Annotated in this window: 16 protein-coding genes and 1 tRNA gene; 14 read left to right on the top strand and 3 right to left on the bottom strand. The window is 64.0% G+C overall.

Annotation, left to right across the window (positions count from 1 at the left end; genetic code table 11):
• Positions 1–16: 16 nt before the first annotated feature.
• A complete protein-coding gene (locus MUN78_RS02845) occupies positions 17–871 on the top strand; it encodes a lysoplasmalogenase family protein (RefSeq protein ID WP_244728667.1) in 855 nt (284 codons plus the stop codon).
• On the opposite strand, the gene MUN78_RS02850 is transcribed toward MUN78_RS02845, so the two are convergent.
• Positions 825–1,733 (bottom strand): NUDIX domain-containing protein, encoded by a 909-nt coding sequence (locus MUN78_RS02850; protein WP_244728668.1) that lies wholly within the window; start codon positions 1,731–1,733, stop codon positions 825–827. The genes MUN78_RS02845 and MUN78_RS02850 overlap by 47 nt on opposite strands.
• 71 nt (positions 1,734–1,804) lie before the next feature.
• Positions 1,805–3,403: a PucR family transcriptional regulator gene (locus tag MUN78_RS02855; RefSeq protein WP_244728669.1), complete on the bottom strand. Its 1,599-nt coding sequence runs from the start codon at positions 3,401–3,403 to the stop codon at positions 1,805–1,807.
• 83 nt (positions 3,404–3,486) lie between these two features.
• Between MUN78_RS02855 and lysA the strand changes: the two genes are divergently transcribed.
• The 9 genes from lysA (at position 3,487) to MUN78_RS02900 (ending at position 12,508) form a co-directional block, all read left to right on the top strand.
• Positions 3,487–4,785, top strand: coding sequence for a diaminopimelate decarboxylase (gene lysA / locus MUN78_RS02860; protein WP_244728670.1), 1,299 nt, complete (start codon positions 3,487–3,489; stop codon positions 4,783–4,785).
• Between the two features lie 41 nt (positions 4,786–4,826).
• Positions 4,827–5,759 (top strand): ABC transporter substrate-binding protein, encoded by a 933-nt coding sequence (locus MUN78_RS02865; RefSeq protein ID WP_244728671.1) that lies wholly within the window; start codon positions 4,827–4,829, stop codon positions 5,757–5,759.
• 7 nt (positions 5,760–5,766) lie between these two features.
• Complete coding sequence (locus MUN78_RS02870; RefSeq protein WP_244728672.1) at positions 5,767–6,729, top strand: amino acid ABC transporter permease; 963 nt, start codon at positions 5,767–5,769, stop codon at positions 6,727–6,729.
• Positions 6,722–7,498 (top strand): amino acid ABC transporter ATP-binding protein, encoded by a 777-nt coding sequence (locus MUN78_RS02875; RefSeq protein WP_244692926.1) that lies wholly within the window; start codon positions 6,722–6,724, stop codon positions 7,496–7,498. The genes MUN78_RS02870 and MUN78_RS02875 overlap by 8 nt, the downstream gene beginning before the upstream one ends.
• 151 nt (positions 7,499–7,649) lie before the next feature.
• Positions 7,650–8,126: an aminoacyl-tRNA deacylase gene (locus MUN78_RS02880; RefSeq protein ID WP_244728673.1), complete on the top strand. Its 477-nt coding sequence runs from the start codon at positions 7,650–7,652 to the stop codon at positions 8,124–8,126.
• Positions 8,127–8,270: 144 nt separating this feature from the next.
• A tRNA-Pro gene (locus tag MUN78_RS02885) sits at positions 8,271–8,347 on the top strand.
• 209 nt (positions 8,348–8,556) lie between these two features.
• A complete protein-coding gene (locus MUN78_RS02890) occupies positions 8,557–8,790 on the top strand; it encodes a helix-turn-helix domain-containing protein (protein ID WP_244728675.1) in 234 nt (77 codons plus the stop codon).
• A 4-nt stretch (positions 8,791–8,794) separates the two neighbouring features.
• Positions 8,795–9,970 (top strand): tyrosine-type recombinase/integrase, encoded by a 1,176-nt coding sequence (locus tag MUN78_RS02895; protein ID WP_244728676.1) that lies wholly within the window; start codon positions 8,795–8,797, stop codon positions 9,968–9,970.
• Between the two features lie 567 nt (positions 9,971–10,537).
• Positions 10,538–12,508, top strand: coding sequence for a hypothetical protein (locus tag MUN78_RS02900; RefSeq protein ID WP_244728677.1), 1,971 nt, complete (start codon positions 10,538–10,540; stop codon positions 12,506–12,508).
• A 93-nt stretch (positions 12,509–12,601) separates the two neighbouring features.
• Here MUN78_RS02900 and MUN78_RS02905 read toward each other — a convergent pair whose 3' ends face one another.
• The gene (locus MUN78_RS02905) at positions 12,602–16,726 is read right to left on the bottom strand and encodes an AAA domain-containing protein (RefSeq protein WP_244728678.1); all 4,125 of its coding nucleotides are present in this window, start codon (positions 16,724–16,726) and stop codon (positions 12,602–12,604) included.
• Between the two features lie 477 nt (positions 16,727–17,203).
• Here MUN78_RS02905 and MUN78_RS02910 point away from each other — a divergent pair, with 477 nt between their 5' ends.
• The 4 genes from MUN78_RS02910 to MUN78_RS02925 all read left to right on the top strand — a co-directional run bounded on the left by MUN78_RS02910 (position 17,204) and on the right by MUN78_RS02925 (position 19,179).
• Positions 17,204–17,647 carry a DUF6389 family protein gene (locus MUN78_RS02910; RefSeq protein WP_244728679.1) on the top strand — a complete coding sequence of 148 codons (444 nt, stop codon included), beginning with the start codon at positions 17,204–17,206 and terminating at the stop codon, positions 17,645–17,647.
• Positions 17,640–18,158 (top strand): hypothetical protein, encoded by a 519-nt coding sequence (locus MUN78_RS02915; RefSeq protein ID WP_244728680.1) that lies wholly within the window; start codon positions 17,640–17,642, stop codon positions 18,156–18,158. The genes MUN78_RS02910 and MUN78_RS02915 overlap by 8 nt, the downstream gene beginning before the upstream one ends.
• A gap of 71 nt (positions 18,159–18,229) precedes the next feature.
• Complete coding sequence (locus tag MUN78_RS02920) at positions 18,230–18,604, top strand: hypothetical protein (RefSeq protein ID WP_244728682.1); 375 nt, start codon at positions 18,230–18,232, stop codon at positions 18,602–18,604.
• Positions 18,601–19,179 carry a hypothetical protein gene (locus tag MUN78_RS02925; RefSeq protein WP_244728684.1) on the top strand — a complete coding sequence of 193 codons (579 nt, stop codon included), beginning with the start codon at positions 18,601–18,603 and terminating at the stop codon, positions 19,177–19,179. Before MUN78_RS02920 ends, MUN78_RS02925 begins: the two co-directional genes overlap by 4 nt.
• Positions 19,180–19,204 lie beyond the last annotated feature (25 nt).

The raw sequence follows: 19,204 nt of genomic DNA on the forward strand, positions 1-19,204 counted from the left end.
TCGGCGGGAGCGGAGCGTGGCGACCGGGGGCACCGGGCCGGGGGAGACGACCGGGCCGGTGGAGTCGATCGGACCGGGGGAGACGATCGGACCGGCCGGCGGCACGCGTGCGGTGCAGCCGGGCACCGTGCGAGCGGGGGCCGCGCGGGCGCGGGCGCTCGTGCCCTTCGTCCTCTACGCCCTGCTCTCCGCGGTGCACGTGCTCGCCTGCTTCGCCGATCTGCCGTTCGCGGGTCCGACGAAGCTCACCCTCATGCCGGCGCTCGCCGTCGCCGCGATCTGGGCGTGCGCCCGGGCCGGACGGCCGGTGCGCGCGGGCGCGCTCGCCCTGCTGCTCGCCGCGATCGCCGGCTCCTGGCTCGGAGACGGGGCGGCCACCTTCTTCCCGATGTTCGACGACGAGCTGCCGATGATGCTGCTCTGCTTCGGCCTCGCGCACCTCGCCTACCTGCTGCTCATGTGGCGAGGAGCCGGGATCGCGGTGCGCCGCGTGCCCGGCTGGGCCGCCGTCTACCTCGTGGCGTACGTCGCGCTGATGCTCGTGCTCATCCCCCGCGTCGGGGCGCTCGCGGTGCCCGTCGCCGTCTACGGCGTGCTGCTCGTCGGCACCGCCGTCATGGCGTCCCGCTGCGGGCCGGCCGTCGCGTGGGGCGGCGCGTGGTTCCTCGTCTCCGACGCGATCCTGTCGATCCGGATCTTCCTGCCAGGCACGCTCCCCGTGTGGTCCGACGGCCTCGTGATGCTGACGTACACCCTCGGACAGGGGCTCCTCGTCTTCGGGATCGTCGCGGCGATCGCGCGACGCGATCCCGCTCCCGCGGCGGCTACCGGGCCTCGGCCGCCTGCGGCAGGAGCCGCAGCAGCTTCGTGACGCCGCGGGTGGAGACGGCCCCCGCCACGCGGGCGCGCGCCTTCAGCTCGACGTCGCTCGTCACGGCGATGGTCGTGCGGCCCGCCGCCGTGAGGGCCGCGACCTGCTCCACGATCGTGTCGTCGCCGAGGACCGGAGCGTCCACCACCCGGACGCCCGGAACGCTCGCGATGCCGTTCGCGGGCCCCTCGACGACGAGCGTCCACTCCGGGAAGGCGCGGTCGAGGCCCGCGACGCGGCTCTCGGCGAGCTCGAAGAAGCCGCTGCGCACGCTGTTGCCGGAGCGCACGAAGGCGGCGATGCGGTCGCGCAGGCGCTCGGCGGCGCCGCGGCGATCCTTCCACCAGCCGTCGGGCACGCTGCCGATCACGTTCGCCGCGTCGACGACCACGGCCGGGGCGGCGCCGAGGAGCGGGCGCAGCAGGTCCCAGCTCGCGGCGAAGGCGGGATGCAGCGGGTAGGCCGCGACCTCGTCGACGGGCACCCAGGCGAGCGCGTGGCTCTCGGGGTCGGTGATCTCGGGCTCGAAGGGGGCGACGACCTCGGCGATGAGCGTCGTGTAGCTCCAGCCCCCGCGATCCAGCAGGTGCGTGTAGCGGGGGAGCACGGCGCCGTCGGGGACGCCCGCCTCCTCCTGCGACTCGCGGAGGGCACCTGCGATGGCCGACTCGCCCTCGTGCCGCGCGCCTCCCGGGATGCCCCAGGTGTCGCCGTGATCGCTCCACGTGACCCGGTGCTGCAGCAGGATCGCGTCGCGCTCGCGATCGTGGGCGAGCAGCCCGGCGGCCCCGAAACGACCCCAGTAGCGCCCGCCGTCGGCTGCGGTGACCCAGGCATCGCCGGGGTTGCGGAGGTCGCTCATGCCCTCAGCGTAGTCGCCGCGCCCGTGAGCCTGCACGCGCGTGTCGCCGGGCGACGGGCGGGGCCGCGCCCTCAGTCGAACTCGGCGAGCCGCAGCTGCAGCCAGAGCGCGAGGGTGCGATCCGGGTCGTCGAGGTCGAGGCGGAGCCGGTCGACCGCCTGGCGGATCCGGTAGCGCACCGTCTGCTCGTGCACTCGCAGGCGCTCGGCGACGCGGGGCGCGCTGCCGCGCTCCTCGAGCCAGGCGAGCAGGGTCGCGCGCGTCTCGCGCTCCGCGTCGTCGAGGAGCTGCGCGGTCTCGGGGAGCCGCAGTTCCCCGGACCGCAGCGCCTCGGCGCACGCGCGGAGGACGAGCTGCGGCTGCACGTCCTCCGGCGTCGCCACGGGGAGGCCCAGCGCCCGCGCGCTCTCGGCGACGCGGACGGCGCGCTCGTACTCCTCGACCAGGGAGGAGCCCGGCCGCCTCGGCAGGCTCATGCCGCAGGAGGACGCGCCGCCCGCGAGCCGCTCGAGCTCGGGGAGCAGCCGCTCGAGGGAGCGGACGACCGCGTCGGCCGCGCGGCTCGGAACCAGGGCGACGACCTTGCCCGCCATCGTGCTGCAGACGCTGCCGGGGAAGTAGACCGCGAGGTGGCGCGCGGCGGCCGTGCGCAGCTCCCCGAGGTCGCCTTCGGCGCGCGCGCCGCTGTCGATCGCCAGTACGAGGCACGACTGCTCGGGGCGGAGACCGAGCACGGTCGCGTCGTTCTCGTGCGGGGTGCCCGAGAGCAGGCGCCGCAGCGCCGTCTCCTTCGACCGCTCGTCGCCGTGGTCGAAGCGCCAGGCGTCCACGATGTACCCCGCGGCCAGCTCGGCCGCGCTCCGGAGCGCCTCCTGCTTCTCGGGCGCGAGGGGCGCTGAGACGTCGTCCCCCTCGGGATCGATGACCCAGATCGAGCCGAGCGGGATGCTGCCGGCGCGCAGCGGGAGGGCGGCTCGCGGAGCGAACTGCCCCTCGGCGGGGAACCGGGTGATGCCCTCGGTGGCGAACATCTGCCGGTAGCGGACCTCGTTGAGCGGGCCGTCGGGGGTGCGCCGGGTGAGGATGCCGTTCGCGCGGAGGCTGTCGATCGCCTGGCCGGGCAGCGCCGAGTAGGCGAGGATGTTGCGCCGGTGGTCCTCGATCGCGACCGATCCGCGGAAGGCCTGGGCGACCGCGTTGGCGAGGGCGAAGAGCCGGTCTCCCGAATTGGTGCCCAGCTGGAGGCCGGTGCCGTGCTCGCCGAGGAGCCGGCTCACGAGGGCGTCGAACTCCCGCCAGCCGACGGCGGGGGAGAGGCCGAGCAGCTGGAGCTCGTGATGCGCGCAGGCGGCGATGAGGCCGGCTCCCTCCGCGCCCTCGACGGAGCGGGCGACGATGCCGCTCGCCCGGGCGGCGCGCAGTCGCGCGCAGAGGGCGTCCAGCCGCTCGGGCCCGAGTTCCGCGTGCGCCGTGAGGATGACGAGCTGGCCGGTGAGCTGCTGCGCGCCGAGATCGGAGTCGTAGTAGGCGAGGCCGAGCATCGGCGCGGGCCGCGGTGCGGCGTGCGCGACGGTCAGCACGCCGGCGCCGAGCTGCTCGACGAGCACGCGCAGGGGGAGCCCGTTCGAGATGGGATCGATCAGTGTGCTTTGCGATCTCGATAACCCCATGCGCAAAGATTATCGAAATCGCGCACGGTCTGGGAGATGGCGTTTTCTACAGTCGAGTGAGACGACGACGAAGGAGTACTCACGTGGCAGCAAGCGGGTTCTACGATCCCCGACTCGAGCGGATCTTCCCCCCGAACGCGGCGGTGCGCTCGGACGGCGCGCTCGAGATCGGCGGCTGCGCGCTGCCCGAGCTCGCCGCGGAGTACGGGACCCCGCTGTACGTGATCGACGAGCAGGGGCTCAGGGACCGCATGCGCGCCTACCGCGACGGGCTCGCGGAGCGCTGGCCGAACAGCCAGGTCGCGTTCGCCTCGAAGTCCTTCCCGGTGCTGGCGGCCTATGCGATCGCCGCCGCTGAAGGGCTCGCGATCGACGTCGCGGGCGCCGGGGAACTGCTGCTCGCCCTCGAGTCCGGCGCGCCGCCCGAGCTCATCCATCTGCACGGCAACGCGAAGAGCTCCGAGGAGCTCGCGCTCGCGGTCGACGCCGGGATCGGCACGATCGTGCTCGACGGCGAGGCCGACGTCGAGCGCCTCGACGCCCTGCTCACCCGGCCGCAGGACGTGCTCGTGCGCATCATCCCCGGTGTCGATCCGCGGGTGCCGAAGGCGATCTCCACGGGCGGGGCCGGCTCCAAATTCGGCCTGCCGATCCCGCAGGCGCGGCAGCTCATCGAGCGGCTCGCCGCGCACCCGTACCTCAACGTGGTCGGCCTGCACCTGCACATCGGTTCGCAGGTGCTCGAGGTCGAGCCCTTCGTGCGGGCGGTCGAGGCGGTGCGGGAGCTCGGCGAGTTCCCCGTCTACAACATCGGCGGCGGGCTCGGCGTCGACTACCACCTGCGGCACCGGGCGCCGAGCCTCGACGCGTACCTCGACGCCATCACGGCGGCCGCGCGACGCGTGCTGCCCGCCGGGAGCCGGCTCGTCATCGAGCCCGGCCGCTCGCTCGTCGCCCGCAGCGGCGTCACCGCCTACCGCGTCAACAACGTCAAGCGCACCGGGGCGACCTTCGTCGCCGTCGACGGCGGGCTCGCCGACCAGCTCAACGTCGCGCTCATGGACATGGAGTTCACCCCCATCGTCGCCGATCGCGCCGACGCCGTGCCCGACACGACCGCGCAGCTCGTCGGCCGCCAGTGCGAGTCCGGCGACCTGCTGGTGGACGGCGCCACGCTCGCGGCCCCCGCCGCGGGCGATACCATCGTGCTCGCCGCGACCGGCGCGTACGGCTACACGCTGTCCAACAATTACAACGGCGCGCTCAAGCCCGCCGTCGTGTTCTGCCGCGACGGCGCCAGTCGCCTCGCGGTGCGCCGGCAGAGCTACGCCGAGTTCCTCGGCCACCACGTCGGCCCCTCCGAGCAGGCCTGGGCCTGCTGACCCGATCACCATCCGCCCATTCCCCAAGGAAGAGGAACCCCATGAAGAAGCTCATCCGTATCTCGGCCGGCGCCGCGCTCGCCGCCATGCTCGGTCTCACCGCCTGCGCGAGCGGCGGCGACGCCTCAGCCTCCGCGGGCGAGGAGCCCGCCGCGCAGCTCACCTCCGGCGTCGACGAGGCCGCCGAGGCGGCGCTCCCGGACGCGATCCGCGATGCCGGCGTGATCCGTGCGGCCGCGGGGATCCCCTACCCGCCGTTCATCCTCCTCGAGGGTGAGCGCCAGGTGGGGCTCGATCCCGACCTCGCGCAGGCTCTCGGCGAGAAGCTCGGCGTCGAGTTCGAGATCTCGCACCAGGCCTTCGAGACCGTGATCCCCGCGCTCCAGGCGAAGAAGTTCGACATCATCATGTCGGGCATGAACGACACGATCGAGCGCGAGGAGACCCTCAACTTCATCGAGGAGATCTACGCGGGCTTCACGATCGTCGTGAAGGCCGGCAACCCCGAGGGGATCACGGGACTCGACGATCTCTGCGGGCACCCGGTCGCCGTGCAGAAGGCGAGCGCGCAGCTCGAGATGCTCACCGAACTCGCGGAGCAGTGCGCGGCCGACGGCGCGGGCGAACTCGTGATCCAGCAGCTGCCCACCGCGCAGGACCCGCAGACTGCGCTCAAGGCCGGCCGCGTGGTCGCCTACCCCGTGGATGCGCCGGTCGCCGCCTACACGGTCGCCACCGCGGGTGACGGCAAGGACTTCGAGATGATCGAGGATCCCGAGTTCCCCGCCGGCGTCAACCCCGTCTACACGGGCATCGGCACGCTCAAGGAAAACACCGAGCTCACCGAGGCGCTGCGCCTCGCCCTGCAGGCGCTCATCGACGAGGGCGTGTACCAGGAGATCCTCGACACCCACAACCTCGGCGCCTTCGCGACCGAGGAGGCGATCGTCAACGGCGCCGCACAGGAGGGATAGGACCATCATGAGCACCACGACCGTGACGGCGCCGGAGCGGGATCGGAGCTTCGACATCGAAGCCCGCCCGCTGCGGCGGCCGGGGCGCTGGATCTGGGCGATCGTCCTGATCCTCCTCGCCGCCTGGTTCGTCCAGGCGCTGTGGACCAACCGCAACATCGACTACGCGGTGGTCGGCCAGTACCTCTTCAATCCCGAGATCGTCGCGGGCGTCGGCATGACCCTCCTCATCACCGCGATCTCGATGCTCATCTCGACCGTGCTCGCCGTGATCCTCGCCGCGATGCGGCTCTCGGGCAACCCGGTCGCGGTCGCGTTCTCCTCCTTCTACGTCTGGCTGTTCCGGGGCACGCCGCTGCTTGTGCAGATCGTGATCTGGGGGTACTTCGGACTCATCTTCGAGAAGATCACGCTCGGGATCCCCTTCACCGACGTCGTGTTCTGGGAGGTGGACACGAACGTGCTGCTCACCGCCTTCGTGGCCGGCATCATCGCGCTGACGCTCAACGAGGCCGCGTACTCGGCCGAGATCGTGCGCTCCGGGATGCTGTCCGTCGACGCCGGGCAGCAGGAGGCCGCCGCGTCGCTCGGCATGAGCCCGTTCCACACCTTCGTGCGGATCCTGCTGCCGCAGGCCATGCGCGTCATCATCCCCCCTCTCGGCAACGAGCTGATCTCGATGATCAAGAACACCTCGCTGCTCTCGCTCATCGCCGTCATGGAGGTCTACACCCGCGCCACGCAGATCTCGGCGCAGAACCTCAAGCAGGTGGAACTGCTCATCGTCGTGAGCATCTGGTACCTCGTCATCGTGTCGATCCTGTCGGTGCCGCAGCACTATCTCGAGCGCTACTTCGGCCGGGGCGTGGAGCGCAACGCGCCCGCCACTCCGCTGCAGAAAGCGCGCGAGATGACCGGAGCGATCGCCCTGCAGCTGCAGGGCCGGAAGAAGGGAGCCGGCCGTGGCTGAGCTCAGCGACGACGCCCTCGTGCAGCTGCGGGGCGTGCGCAAGCACTTCGGCAGTCTCGAGGTGCTGCAGGGCATCTCGATGGACGTGCACGCGGGGCAGGTGACGGTGCTGCTCGGCCCGTCCGGATCCGGCAAATCCACGCTGCTGCGCTGCATCAACCACCTCGAGACCATCGACGGCGGACGCATCACCGTCGACGGCGAGGTGGTGGGGTACCGGGAGCACGGCGGCCGCATGCACGAGATGCACCCGCGAGAGGTCGCGAAACAGCGGCGCTCCATCGGGATGGTGTTCCAGCGCTTCAACCTCTTCCCCCACAAGACCGCCCTCGAGAACATCGTCGAGGCTCCCATGGTGGTCTCGCGGCGCAGCCGCGCGGACGCGGTGGCCGAGGCGCACGCGCTGCTGCGCCGCGTCGGGCTCGATGCCTGGGCGGATCACTACCCGTCGCAGCTCTCCGGCGGGCAGCAGCAGCGTATCGCGATCGCGCGGGCGCTCGCCATGAAGCCGAAGCTCATGCTCTTCGACGAGCCGACCTCGGCGCTCGACCCCGAGCTGGTGGGCGAGGTGCTCGATGTGATGCAGGAGCTCGCGGAGGAGGGGATGACGATGATCGTGGTGACGCACGAGATCGGTTTCGCCCGCGAGGTCGCCGACCAGGTCGTCTTCATGGACGGCGGCGTGGTGGTCGAGAGCGGCGCGCCCGAGGCCGTCATCGACGACCCGCAGCAGGAGCGCACGCGGGGATTCCTGCAGAGCGTGCTGTAGGGGTGCTGCCGGGTGCCGTGTGCCGTGTGCCGTGTGCCATGTGCCGGGTGGCGGGTGCCGGGTGGCGGGTGCCGGGAATGCCCAGGATACCCTGCGCGGTTGTACCCCGAGGCGGCGGAGGGACGAGCGGACCGCCGGGATCGGAGGAACCATGGCGGAGCCGGCGGACCGGGAGGCATGGGCCGCAGGGCACGCGGCCGCGGAGGCCGACGCGCGGGCGCGCGGCCTCGCCGTCGAGTTCGTGCCGCGGACCCCGGGGGAGCGGCCCGCTCCGATCGACGGGGTGGAGCCGGTGAAGACGATCGTCGTGCAGCGACGCGACGGCTACGTGCTGGTGCTCGCACCGCTCGCCGAGCAGTTCTCGTGGGCGAAGCTCCGCGCACTCCTCGGTGCGAACCGGCTCTCGCTGCCCGACCCGGCCGGGGCGCTCGCCGCCACCGGCTACGCGCGCGGCACCATCTCGCCGCTCGGCGCCCGCGGCGACTGGCCCGTGGTGATGGACGCCCGGCTCGGCGGCGCGCGCATCGTCATCGGATCGGGCAGCCCGGAGGCCGGCGCGATCGTCGACGCCGATGAACTCGCCCGGGCGTACGCGGCCACCGTGGCCGACCTCGGCGCCGATTCATGAGGCGACGCCGAGGTTCCCCGGGCCTCCCGAGGCGTCGCGGCGCGAATCTCGCCGGATGGTCATTTCGGGGTCCCGAATATGGGTAAGATAGAGGGGTTGCCACGACGGGAACGGTTCTTCGGAGCCGGGGCCGCGCGGAGACAACGGGCTGTGGCGCAGCTTGGTAGCGCACTTGACTGGGGGTCAAGGGGTCGCAGGTTCAAATCCTGTCAGCCCGACCAAAAAATCGCGGAAACTCAACGGTTTCCGCGATTTTTTCGTAGGTGAGATTTGAACCGACCATCACAAACCCATCTCTTATTCGAGGTTCGGCTCGGCTCTTGGGGCGTTCTGAGCGTCGCTGCAGGACCTTCTTTTCGCTCTCATCTGGTGCTCACGAGACCTTCCCGGTTGTTCAGGGTTGAAGGCTCGACAGGCTCACCTGGTTCGTATGGACACCGCAGCTGGACCCAACCCATGGGGTCTCGAGCCATTGCTCGATGTGCAGGAGCTGGCCGACTATCTCGGCATTCCTGTCTCGACAATCTACGACTGGCGCACCCGCGGCCTCGGTCCGCCCGCCTACCGTTTTGGCAAGCATCTCAAATTCGCAGTCGGCGATGTGCGCAACTGGGTCGAGCAGCAGCGCGACGGCGTTCAGACCTCCCCGCGCGACGGGAGGTGACGGGATGAGCCGCCCACGCCTCACCATCGGCACATTCGGCACGATCGGGTTCCAGACCGCGTCAAACGGCCGCGTGACCGCCCGCGCGAGGTATCGCGACTGGGACGGGAAGTCACGGCTCGTGCAAGCCACCGGCGACACGAGGCGCGCCGCCGAGCAAAGGCTGAAAGCGAAGCTTGCCGAGCGCACGCTCTACCAGCCCGCAGGCATTGGGCTTACTGCCGACAGTCCGTTCCCCGACCTGGTGGCGTACTGGCTTGAAGATCTCGATCTTGAAGACCGGCTCTCGACCACCACCCGACAGCTGTACGAACGCAACATGCGCACGCTCGTGATGCCCGCGTTCAAAGACCTCACGCTGCGCGAGATCGGCGTGGCGTGCTGCGACCACTTCTTGAAGCAGCTTGCGAAGCAAAGCTACAACCGTGCCAAGCAGGCCCGGGTGGCATTGCGGCTTGCGCTCGGGCTCGCGGTGCGGCACGAGGTGCTGCCGCGCAACCCGATGGATCATGTCTCGCGGCTCCGGAAACCCCCGACGACACCGAACGCGCTCACCCCCTCCGAGGTGAACGCGATCCGCACCGCGATCGCGTTCTGGGAGACCGGGCTCTCACCCTCCGGCCCGAAACCGGACGGGCAGCTCGGCGCGATCGTCGAGGTGATGCTCGGCACGTCAGCCCGCATCGGCGAGGTACTCGCGATCCGCCGCCGCGATATCGACATCGTGAGCGCCCCGCCGTCGATTCGCATCAGCGGCACCATCGTCGCGCACCGCGGCGAACCGACCCAGCGGCAGGATCATCCCAAGACCGCGAAGTCCAGACGCACCGTCGCACTCCCCGCGTTCGCTGCCGAGGCGGTGCGGCGAAGGCTCGCCCGCCGTGATGATGCCTCGCTTGATGCACTGTTGTTCTGCAATCGTGACGGTGGACCGCTGACGACGAACAACGTGCGCAGGCAGCTTCGGCACGTGCTCGACCTCGCGGACATCGAGGGCGTCACGCCGCACATGTTTCGTCGAACGGTTGCCACTGCAATCAGCAATGAGGCTGGCGTCGATCTTGCCGCCGAGCTACTCGGACATACGGACCCGGCGATTACGGTGCAGCATTACATCCGCCGCAACGAGATGGTGAACCCTGCGACCGCCAAAATGCTCGACCGCGTCTTCGGGAAGTAACTGCGATGCCGCCGTTGATTGGGAGGCAACTTTGACGTACGTTAACCATATAGACATCGCGCTCGAAGTTGCGCTTCCAAGCCTCGTGTACGCATCCGGTGCGGCTTGACGGTCACGCAAATTTTGCGGCACAGTGACCGGAGTTCCAGGTCCCGCCGAATCGGCGGGACCGTTGAATCCGCAGAATGAACGTTCGTGCTGGTTTTGCACGACGGGTTGGTGGTGAGCGAGTCCGTGGCTTCCGCGTGCCTAGTCGCCCAGTTCAGAGCCAGCTCGAGCACACAAGAGTTCAACCTGGGCATGACAGGCTCCTCTCACCGATACTCATTCCAATGAGTAGGTGCACACCATCTCCCAAGGTGCCAATCATCCGTCGGTACCTCCCTTCGAATTACCGCTCCCAAAGCTGCCACGCCTCTGGCAGATCGAGGGTAGTGTTCAGATCAGTCGGATCCGGAAGATGGATGTCAGTGCTGTGTGAGATCCTCGCTCTAGATTGCGGAGGGCACCTCCGCGCAGCGAATGGGCGTCGTCCTCGGGCGTGGACCGAAGCGAGGGAACTGGGTGATGAACGAAGCAGACGTTGAGGAACGACGGGTTCGCTTCTATGGTGTACGCGACTTGGCAGCCGGCGTGCATGCGCCTCGCGCAGCTGAGCTTGCCGCCGGATTCGATCCCGAGATCGGACTGACGAGTGTCATGGATGCACTTGAACTCCACAATGTGCAGAAATACCTAGAACATGGACTGCTCCCAAACTCCTGCTCAGAGGAAGAAGTTGACCAGCTCGTGGGGCAGATTCCGCATATTCGTAGTGCCGTTGCGAGGTACTTCGCGTCGATTGATAACGAGAGTATCGCCGCTCTCGTGGCTGAAGTTGGCTATGAATTTCACAGTGACCTTCTTGATCTGCTTGGAGGAAACAAGGTCTTTGAGCGTTGCGATAGTTCGACGGCTTTGACTGCTCTAAAAGCTGCGAGAGTCCGTCTCTCAGAGATGCTGGTTAACAGGAACCTCGTTTCCGCGTATGACACGGATTTGCGGGAGGAACTACTCGCTGAACCTCGCAATGCCGAAATTCTCGCCAGAAAGTACTTGGAGAAGGATGAGAGAGCGAAGGTGTACCTGCCACGCAGCTTCACGTCCGAGGATGCACGCAATCTAATGGAACGCTACATCTCTGATGATGAGGCGAACTCGAATTATCTGCGATTAATTTCCACGGCAAAGGACAACCTTCATGCCGGCATCGATGCCAAGCTGAGGCTTCAGGCAAAGCGACGAAATGAAGATCTGACCGCGAAGTTCTTTGAACAGAATGTCGGCTATAAGACTGGCAGCGAAGTTTCCATTTCTGTTGATCAAGATGAACCAGTGCTATCGGAGGTTGACACCTCAGACGGATCGGTATGGCGGCATACTTACAGCCAACGGTGGCTAGAAGAAACCACCGATAATCCGAGTATTCTGAACAACTTCCAGCACCTGTTTGAGTTCGCTGATGATCAAGTGCTTTTGACGCTGCCTTCTTACTATGCGCACTTGGGTGTGATGGAGCGAATAATGGGCGTTACTGGGAACACAGAGTACAAAACTGGTGTCGCTTTTCAAGCTGTCGATGCAAGCTCGTTGCTCCAGACCCATATGTATCGTTTGTTCCTAAAGTCACATGACATATCCATCGAGGATGTAATCGCCTGGTTCTTCGAGAAGTATCTTGTTGAAGAGTTCGAGGCAGTGAACTTCTCATTTTCTCCTTCAGTCGGTGACACCTCCTACCTTCAAAGAGTCCGGCACCTCTTCGCGGAAATGGAAGGCGTCGCGAACCAGTTCAGCGTATTCGTCGAGGACGGATACCTCGATCGCGACTTGCTTACTATGGGGGCAGATCAGGTGCGATACAAGGACTTACCCAGCCTGCTTCAAGGTAGATACGTCTATCCAATAGAAGACCAGGAAATTGTCGGCGTACTCCACGCGTTGTTCTCCGATCAGTCACCGTTAAATTACATCGAAGAAGACCTGCAGGGTAGTACCGCAGTCGAACTCTTGTTGCGAAACGAAGTCTCGTACACAGATTTTCACAACCACCAACAGGCCAGCATTGACCATCTGATCCGTCTCGGAGTTCTCCAAGACGCCGATGAACGAATCCAGTTCAGGAGCCTGGACCAACTCATAGTACTTTCGGCGCTGTTCAACACCCAGGCGGCGAACTACTATCGTCTCTCACCTGCTGCACGCCTCGAGGTCGATGATATGGTCGAAAAGGGTTGGCTGACACGCCAGTCCTCATTGCTCACGAACGCCGAGGCTGACTACTTCAACTACTTCCTCAACAGAGTTGAATTCAGCAACGGACCAAACTTACGCAACAGATACTTGCACGGTTCGCAGGCTCATGCTGACGGCGAAGAGGCACACTTCAATACTTACCTCGTTGCACTGCGCTTACTCATAGCGCTGGTTATCAAGATGAACGATGACTTCTGTCTTGCGGCTGCTGAGAATGCGAATCGAAGCGAGACCTTACAGTGACTTCAGATTTCAGCAGTTTCTGCTGGAATCTGGCTGTCATCGTCTTTGATGAGGGGTCTGCTGGAAGAATCGCCGCATTGCCAACGCTAGGTGTCACCGAGACGAATCGAGCATGTTTTGAATCCGTTCTAGAGTCTGAACAATGCGTGCACCGCGGCGGCTAAACCCCAACTCCTCGATCATGAGTCGCTGCTCTTCGTCGGCAGAGCGGAGGATGCTGTCGGACCGTATGTATTTCAGAAGCGCCACAAGCTCCGTGTCTGTGTAGTCCGTAATGCTCGTGAGACCTCCCACCGGAGGTCGAGGCAGGGACCTCTGTGGTTGTTCTTCCTCCCAGTCGAATTTATCTGCGGCGCCAGAGTGTCCTACTGGTTCTTGGTTATCGTCGGCATCGAGCGCAGTCTTGTATGCTTCTAAGACTTTCCCGACTTCTTGGCCTGCGTCGTTGAACCAATCGGTGCTCCAGATTCGGTGGAATCGCCATCCACGGGCTTCGAGTAGTTGTTGACGTAAGCGGTCACGTTCTCGGGCGGTGTGGCCTGAGTGATAAGCAGCACCGTCTGCCTCAATCGCGAGAACGTGACGTCCAGGCTTATCGGGGTGCCGGATGGCAAAGTCGAGCCGATAGTTTCCAACGCCCACTTGTGAATCCAGGATCAAGCCCTCCGCCTCGAGGCGAGTTTTCACATCAATCTCGAATGGATTGAGCGGAACGCTGCTCAGTCCTCCATCCTTGAGATCTTCACCCCGAGAGGCCATGAATCGAGTGAAGTGGTACATGAGTTTATAGCCTGATGATGGATGTGCGTCGACGGCGAGGTCATCGGTGGAAAAGCTCGTGACGAGTGTCATTCGCTTCTTTGACCGGCTAATTGCAACATTGAGTCGTCGCTCTCCACCGTCCCGAAGGATCGGACCCCAGAAGTATCGTAGTTTTCCGTCGAGACCTTTCCCATAGCCCGCAGAAAGGATGATGGCGTCACGCTCATCTCCCTGGACACGTTCAATTGCCTTCACGAAGAACGGTTCGATGTCGCTCTTCAACGCTGCTTCTAGCGAGGGGTCTGTTCGCATGGCTTCGTCGAGGGCATACTCGATCCGTTGTTGATGCTTAATGCCGAAAGTAATGACACCAAGACTCTCAGTCGGAAAGTTCTGAACGTGTCCCTTCACTAACTCGACGACCTGCTGCACCTCAAGTTCGGGACTGTTGGTGGTTGTTCCAATACCCTGACTCGGAGGGACAGCCACATGGCGGACGGCCTCTAGCGCATCGACTGCCGGGAATGTCGTCAGGCTGCGATGGTAAATGTGTTCGTTTGAGGTCGCGATGAGACGCTCATCTCTCGACCGATAATGCCATTGCAAACTTCGGCCTTGGCCGGCAAGTAGACGGTCCATTGCGGTGAGAATGCTTTCCGCATCACGTGTATAACTCTGTCGGCGAGATTTCCGTGACTGCGGTAGGTCAGAGCCTCCCGGGGCAAGTTCGATCTCTTCTTCCTCTTCGGCGTCCTCATCTTCCATCACTTTGGTGAAGAATTCTGTCGGCGGGAGCTGACGGCTATCACCAGCAACGATTGCTTGTTTTCCCCGCATGAGCGCTGGCACAGCGTCAGCGGGTTTCACCTGGCTGGCTTCGTCGAAAATGACAACGTCAAAGCACTGTTCAGGTGGCAAAACTCTGGAAACTTGCAACGGACTCATCACCCAAACGGGCTTCGCAGCAAGGAGAACGTCAGGAGCTTCTTCAAAGAGCTTCCGCACTGGGCGGAAGAGGCGCTTTCGGGTGACTTCAGTCTTGAGGAGAGCATGTTGCTCGGGGTGCTGATCGAAGGCTGCTTTGAGGTACTCGGCCGCGCGACGACGAACCCGCGACGCATTGGCGACGAAGTGCGCTTTGTCATCTTGACGGAACTGCTCAGTGATCACGGCGATCTCATCACCATTGAAAGCGGCCAGTTCAGGTGACTGAAGCAGCGCAGAATTCAATATTGACTGGTACGTGACCCACCTAAGTAATTCACTTGGCAAAGCAGAAAACGCGCGGCCTTCAGTGAGGTGGGTTCGAAGCATCGCAACAACTTGACCGACGCCGTGTTGTTCTAGCCTGGATTGAAGCTCGTTTGCGCGCACAAACTTTGTCGCCTGGTTATCGGTGATGAGCTCACCGAGCAGAGGTTCAAGACTTGCGAAGAGTGCTGACTGTAAATCAGTGTGAGTTGTGAGCTGCGCCAAAACATTGGATGCTTCTGCAGCCTGCGCTATTGCGGATTCCAACTGGGAGAGTTCATGATCCGGAAGAGGAACCTCTTGAGAAAGCCAAATGCGTCGAAGCTCCCGAGCTTCAAGGATCGTCGCCGACCAGAACTCTCGCGGCAGACCCGCGAGAACTTCCTTGCGGCGCTTCTTAGCCGCAGTTCGTCGTTGTCGGTCAATGTTGAGGTGACTTCTCCGGAAATTTCGGTCAAACGTTGCAAGCATGGCGTCCAAATCTGGTTCCTGAAGCAACAAGGAGTGTGCCTGCTGGAATGCAGCTAATCTGCGATGAAGACCTATGAGTGAGGACGCCTCATACCAAGTCGTGGGTGAGCCATAACCAGCTCGTGTCGCTAACTGGGTGCGAACTTCAGAAGTACTATGCAGTATCGCTTGAATGCGCTGAGCTGCCGCCAAGCCCTGTTGAAGCGCTTCACCTGTATTCAATGCGGTGGATTTCCAATGGGATCGTTGCCCCCAACCTGGGTTGAGCGCGCCGAGACGGTAAAAAGCATCCATATCCTCTGAAAGTTCGTCCAGCGTCGTCGGAACCCACTGCTGAAATGTGGCGGCGGCGAGCCGCAGATTTGTTCGCGCACTTGCCGGGATAGCAGCCGAGGCAATGCGGAGGTCTGAAACGCTTACGCCCCAGGCATGCGAAGGATCAAATAGAGCGTCCTTGTGCCTTACGAGACGTGTACGGTTTCGTTCGAGTCGATGATGAAGCTGAGACACGTCCGGTAGGGTCACCGTGTTTTGACGGTCTAATGAAGCCCGTATTTGTTGACTAACGAATCGGCGTGAACCATCAGCAGCAAAAAGGTCCAGGAGAAGATGATCAAGCCCCACTTGCTCAAGCCTGTCGAGTACTGCTTCAATCGCTGCTCGCTTCTGGGCAACAAACAACACGTGCTTGCCCGAAGCCAAGAGTGCAGCAATTACATTTGCGATCGTCTGACTCTTTCCAGTGCCTGGAGGCCCCTGGACAACAAGATTTCTCCCTGCAACAGCAGCATTGACCACAAAAGACTGGCTTGCATCGGCGTCGAGCACGAGGAACTCTGACTCCGCAGGTCTGTAATCTGGGTCGCGCTCATCGAGCGGCACATCTTGTGATTGCGAGCGAATCAGCTGGGCCGCTTCTGAGCTGCCTGCCAGTGCCGCAATGAGGTCTGATTCACCCAAGGCCCGGACATTTGTGACATCGTTTACCATTGGTTGCTTCTGATAAGTGAAGGTGCCGATCACACTTGCAGGTGTTATGCGGAAGCCTTCAATCCCAGAGGCCGCGGATTCTAAGGCTGCGTACGCGTCGATTAGACCAGCAGAATAGTCAGCCCCGCCGAGCAGGCTAAGGGCTCCGTCTTCATCGACCGTGACACCTTCTGCTTCGAGAACGTGCGTAAGTACCCCGCTGATTTGGGTATCTTCATCCAGTTGGAGCTCCCAAGCTTCCGTGCGCCCTTTCTTTCGTTCTACTGTGACTGATCGCAGAAACACTGGCGCCTTTGGGACAGGCTCCCTGGATTTCCTGGCTTGAGATTGACCTAGTTCGGGAGACGCCGCTATTTCTTGGCCTTGAGACTCTGTTTGTTCTCCCCAGGAAGCGAGCCCAAGTGCGAGGTAAGTTACGGAGACGCCGTACTCTTCCAATGCTTCTTTCTGCTTTGCAGCGAGCCTCCTGCAGGCCTTTTCTGCAAGGGCAAGCTGAGCGGGGTCAGGAAACAGTTGCCTAAGGTTGACTGCCTTGCCTTCAAGGAGCTCCCGAACCGCGGATTGATCCGCGAGGCTGATGTCTAGCTGACCGGCAGCTTTCTTGAAGTACAGCAGCCGATTGTTGCCGCCAATATCGAGAAGAGAACTTTTCCAATCTTTGGAGGCTCGTTCGATTTCTGGGTGGTGGCCCACGGCAGGTTCCGGTGACAGCATACTGCTCAGATTATCTGCAACCGGCGACATGGCAGAGGAACCATATGAACCATCCCCGTCTGGCTTCGTGAGTTTCCAGCATCTTGCGTGCTGGTTGTCGACCAACCTGGTGTCTAAAGTCAGGCCGACCGGCTTCGTTCGAAGGTCCGCGGGCGATCAGCGAAGTGGCGACGCGGCTCATCAAAAACTCAACAAAATCATCCGCGTATACCCGTCAACAACCGGGTACAATCGGAGGAGGCGAAACGCCGACTTCCCTGTCAATATTAAGGGAACCAGAGACAACCGCAGATTTTCGTAAAAGCCGCTCTGATCAGGGGTTTTCCAAGGGGTCGCAGGTTCAAATCCTGTCAGCCCGACGTTTGCCCAGGTGGGAAGCTGGTTCTCACCTGGGCTTCGTCGTTTTCTGTGGTCCTCTGGGCTTGCGGCACGCGGCACGCGGCACGCGGCACGCGGCACGCGGCACGCGGCACGCGGCCCTCGAAGCGCTGTCGATAAGCTAATCCGGTGGGAACTGTCGAATACTGTGTTGCACTGAGGGACGTGCTCGATGCGGTGTCACGGTCCACGGCGGCCCGACTCTCCGCTCTCCATCGCGCGGCGACTGCTGGTGCGGACGGCGTGCTGATCGACGTATTCCTCGATCAGGACGCCGAGGGCCCGTTCGGTGTGTCGGCGCGTTTCGAGGGCATCGACTCGTTCAGTCTCGACCGGAAACTCGGCGATGGGTGGGAGCTGTTCAGCGTGATCTGGGGCGAGGAAAGCTGGGAGCCCCCGGTTCCGGCACGACCTGCCGATTGGTCTCGCGAGCAACGGGAAGATGCCATCGTCGAGGTCGTGGCCGAGTGGATCGACCCGCTCATCCCGAGGGGAACGCCTGAACTGCGTTGGGAGGTCGTGACGCCAGACGGCGCCACAGGTCCGATCCAGGTGAGGCCTCACCATGACTGATCCCTCCGGAAGCGAAGCCCAGCGAGGACCGGTCAGCGCGAGACGCGGCAGCGTGCCGGCTGGGCGGCTCACGTTCCGTACGGTGTGGGGTGGTCCATCGCCGCAGGCGGGCTTCATCGAGGAGCTTGCGCGGATCAAACAGCACGTGCGCACGGTGGATTTCTCGTACGACTTCGACCTCTTCCTGACGGTCGGAGGCGAGATCACGCCGATACCAAGCCCGTCCGGGTTGCGGACACCGCGGGTGTTTCTGTCGCAACGCACTGTTACGGGAGAGATCCGGATCAGCGACGACGATGTCAGCGCTGCTTCTGCTCCGATCGCCTTCCTCCGGCAGACGATCCACACGGCAGTCGCCGAGCTCATGAGTCGCATCGCGGCTCGTGACTCTGACTTCGACGTGGACGCGGAGCGAGGGAAGATCGCCTTCCTCGACGACGAAGCGGCCACTCCCGACACACGGGCGGCTCCGGACGCGACGACGCCTGGTGCCGAGCGGAGGAGCCGGTGAAAGCGTCTCGCGCTGCCGAGCTGTCACACCGGCGGACATCGGATCGGCTGGCTGCGCTGCAGGAGCAGGTTGTGGACCAGGCGCGCATTGTGAAGGGTCGGCATCGGTTCGAGACTGACTGGACGACAACCGACGAGGGCCTGCTGGATCTACGCGGCGTGAAATCGGGGCGGGATGGCTTTCAGTTCCGGTTCATCACGTTATCCCGCGCCGATTTCCGCCGCGCACGAGGCCGCCTGAAGTTCTTCGAGTCCGAGCTCTCCGACTGCCTGTTCGATTCCGTATCGTTGACCGGGCAGCCCCGTTTCGACCGCGGCTTCGTGCGATGCAGTTTCCGTGGCGCATCACTGAAGGGGCTATCGAAAAGGCACTGGCATCGGTGGCGTGCCACGAACGATGGGCTGTCCTACCGGGCGACCAAGATCACGTCACCACTGGTGCCATGAGCACACCGTCGAAGCTCCACAGGCTCTGCGTATTCATGACACTCGCGGATGAAGAACAGTTCAGCGATGCGGTGCGAACGAGTCTTCCCACGGTGAGGTTCGTCAGCGCAACGCAACAACCCGAGACGCCGACTCCGACGTTTCGCTCGTCACTGCGCGAATGCGCAGGCCCTCACGTCACCCTCGTGGACACGAGCATCATCTCTGAGGGCATGTTTCATCGTGAAGATGTGGTGCGTCACCCGTCCGGTCGGGGGTGGGTGTACGCGATCGTCGGCGTCGGCCTCGCGAGCCTCGTGCGGTCCCGTCTCGATGATGACGGCCTGTGGAACGGCGAGTTGCGGGCATCCGTGCCGGTGGGTGACATGCGCACCGCCGAGTACGTGCGCGAACTGATGTCTGTGGTGCGCACCGCCGGGAAGCGCATCTTCGCCGTCGACCCGATGACGAAGAACATTGCGCGTCGCGCGGAGAAGAACTTCATCGCGTGGCCGGATGCCGCGTCCCGTTTCGGGGCGAAAGAGGCCCCGTTGCTCACAAACGGCCCGACGGCCCGGTTCGCCGTCGAGCGATGACGAGCCTTCGCCCCGTCGGGCGATG

The sequence above is a fragment of the Leucobacter allii genome (genome assembly GCF_022919155.1).
Classification (GTDB): domain Bacteria; phylum Actinomycetota; class Actinomycetes; order Actinomycetales; family Microbacteriaceae; genus Leucobacter; species Leucobacter allii.

Bases quoted from the DNA above. Each gene is read 5' to 3' on its own strand.
- MUN78_RS02865 (WP_244728671.1), top strand. From the start codon at position 4,827: ATGAAGAAGCTCATCCGTATCTCGGCCGGCGCCGCGCTCGCCGCCATG.
- MUN78_RS02855 (WP_244728669.1), bottom strand. From the start codon at position 3,403: ATGGGGTTATCGAGATCGCAAAGCACACTGATCGATCCCATCTCGAAC.
- MUN78_RS02895 (WP_244728676.1), top strand. From the start codon at position 8,795: ATGAGCCGCCCACGCCTCACCATCGGCACATTCGGCACGATCGGGTTC.
- MUN78_RS02880 (WP_244728673.1), top strand. From the start codon at position 7,650: ATGGCGGAGCCGGCGGACCGGGAGGCATGGGCCGCAGGGCACGCGGCC.
- MUN78_RS02900 (WP_244728677.1), top strand. From the start codon at position 10,538: ATGAACGAAGCAGACGTTGAGGAACGACGGGTTCGCTTCTATGGTGTA.
- MUN78_RS02905 (WP_244728678.1), bottom strand. From the start codon at position 16,726: ATGTCGCCGGTTGCAGATAATCTGAGCAGTATGCTGTCACCGGAACCT.
- MUN78_RS02925 (WP_244728684.1), top strand. From the start codon at position 18,601: ATGAGCACACCGTCGAAGCTCCACAGGCTCTGCGTATTCATGACACTC.
- MUN78_RS02890 (WP_244728675.1), top strand. From the start codon at position 8,557: ATGGACACCGCAGCTGGACCCAACCCATGGGGTCTCGAGCCATTGCTC.
- MUN78_RS02870 (WP_244728672.1), top strand. From the start codon at position 5,767: ATGAGCACCACGACCGTGACGGCGCCGGAGCGGGATCGGAGCTTCGAC.
- MUN78_RS02850 (WP_244728668.1), bottom strand. From the start codon at position 1,733: ATGAGCGACCTCCGCAACCCCGGCGATGCCTGGGTCACCGCAGCCGAC.
- MUN78_RS02915 (WP_244728680.1), top strand. From the start codon at position 17,640: ATGACTGATCCCTCCGGAAGCGAAGCCCAGCGAGGACCGGTCAGCGCG.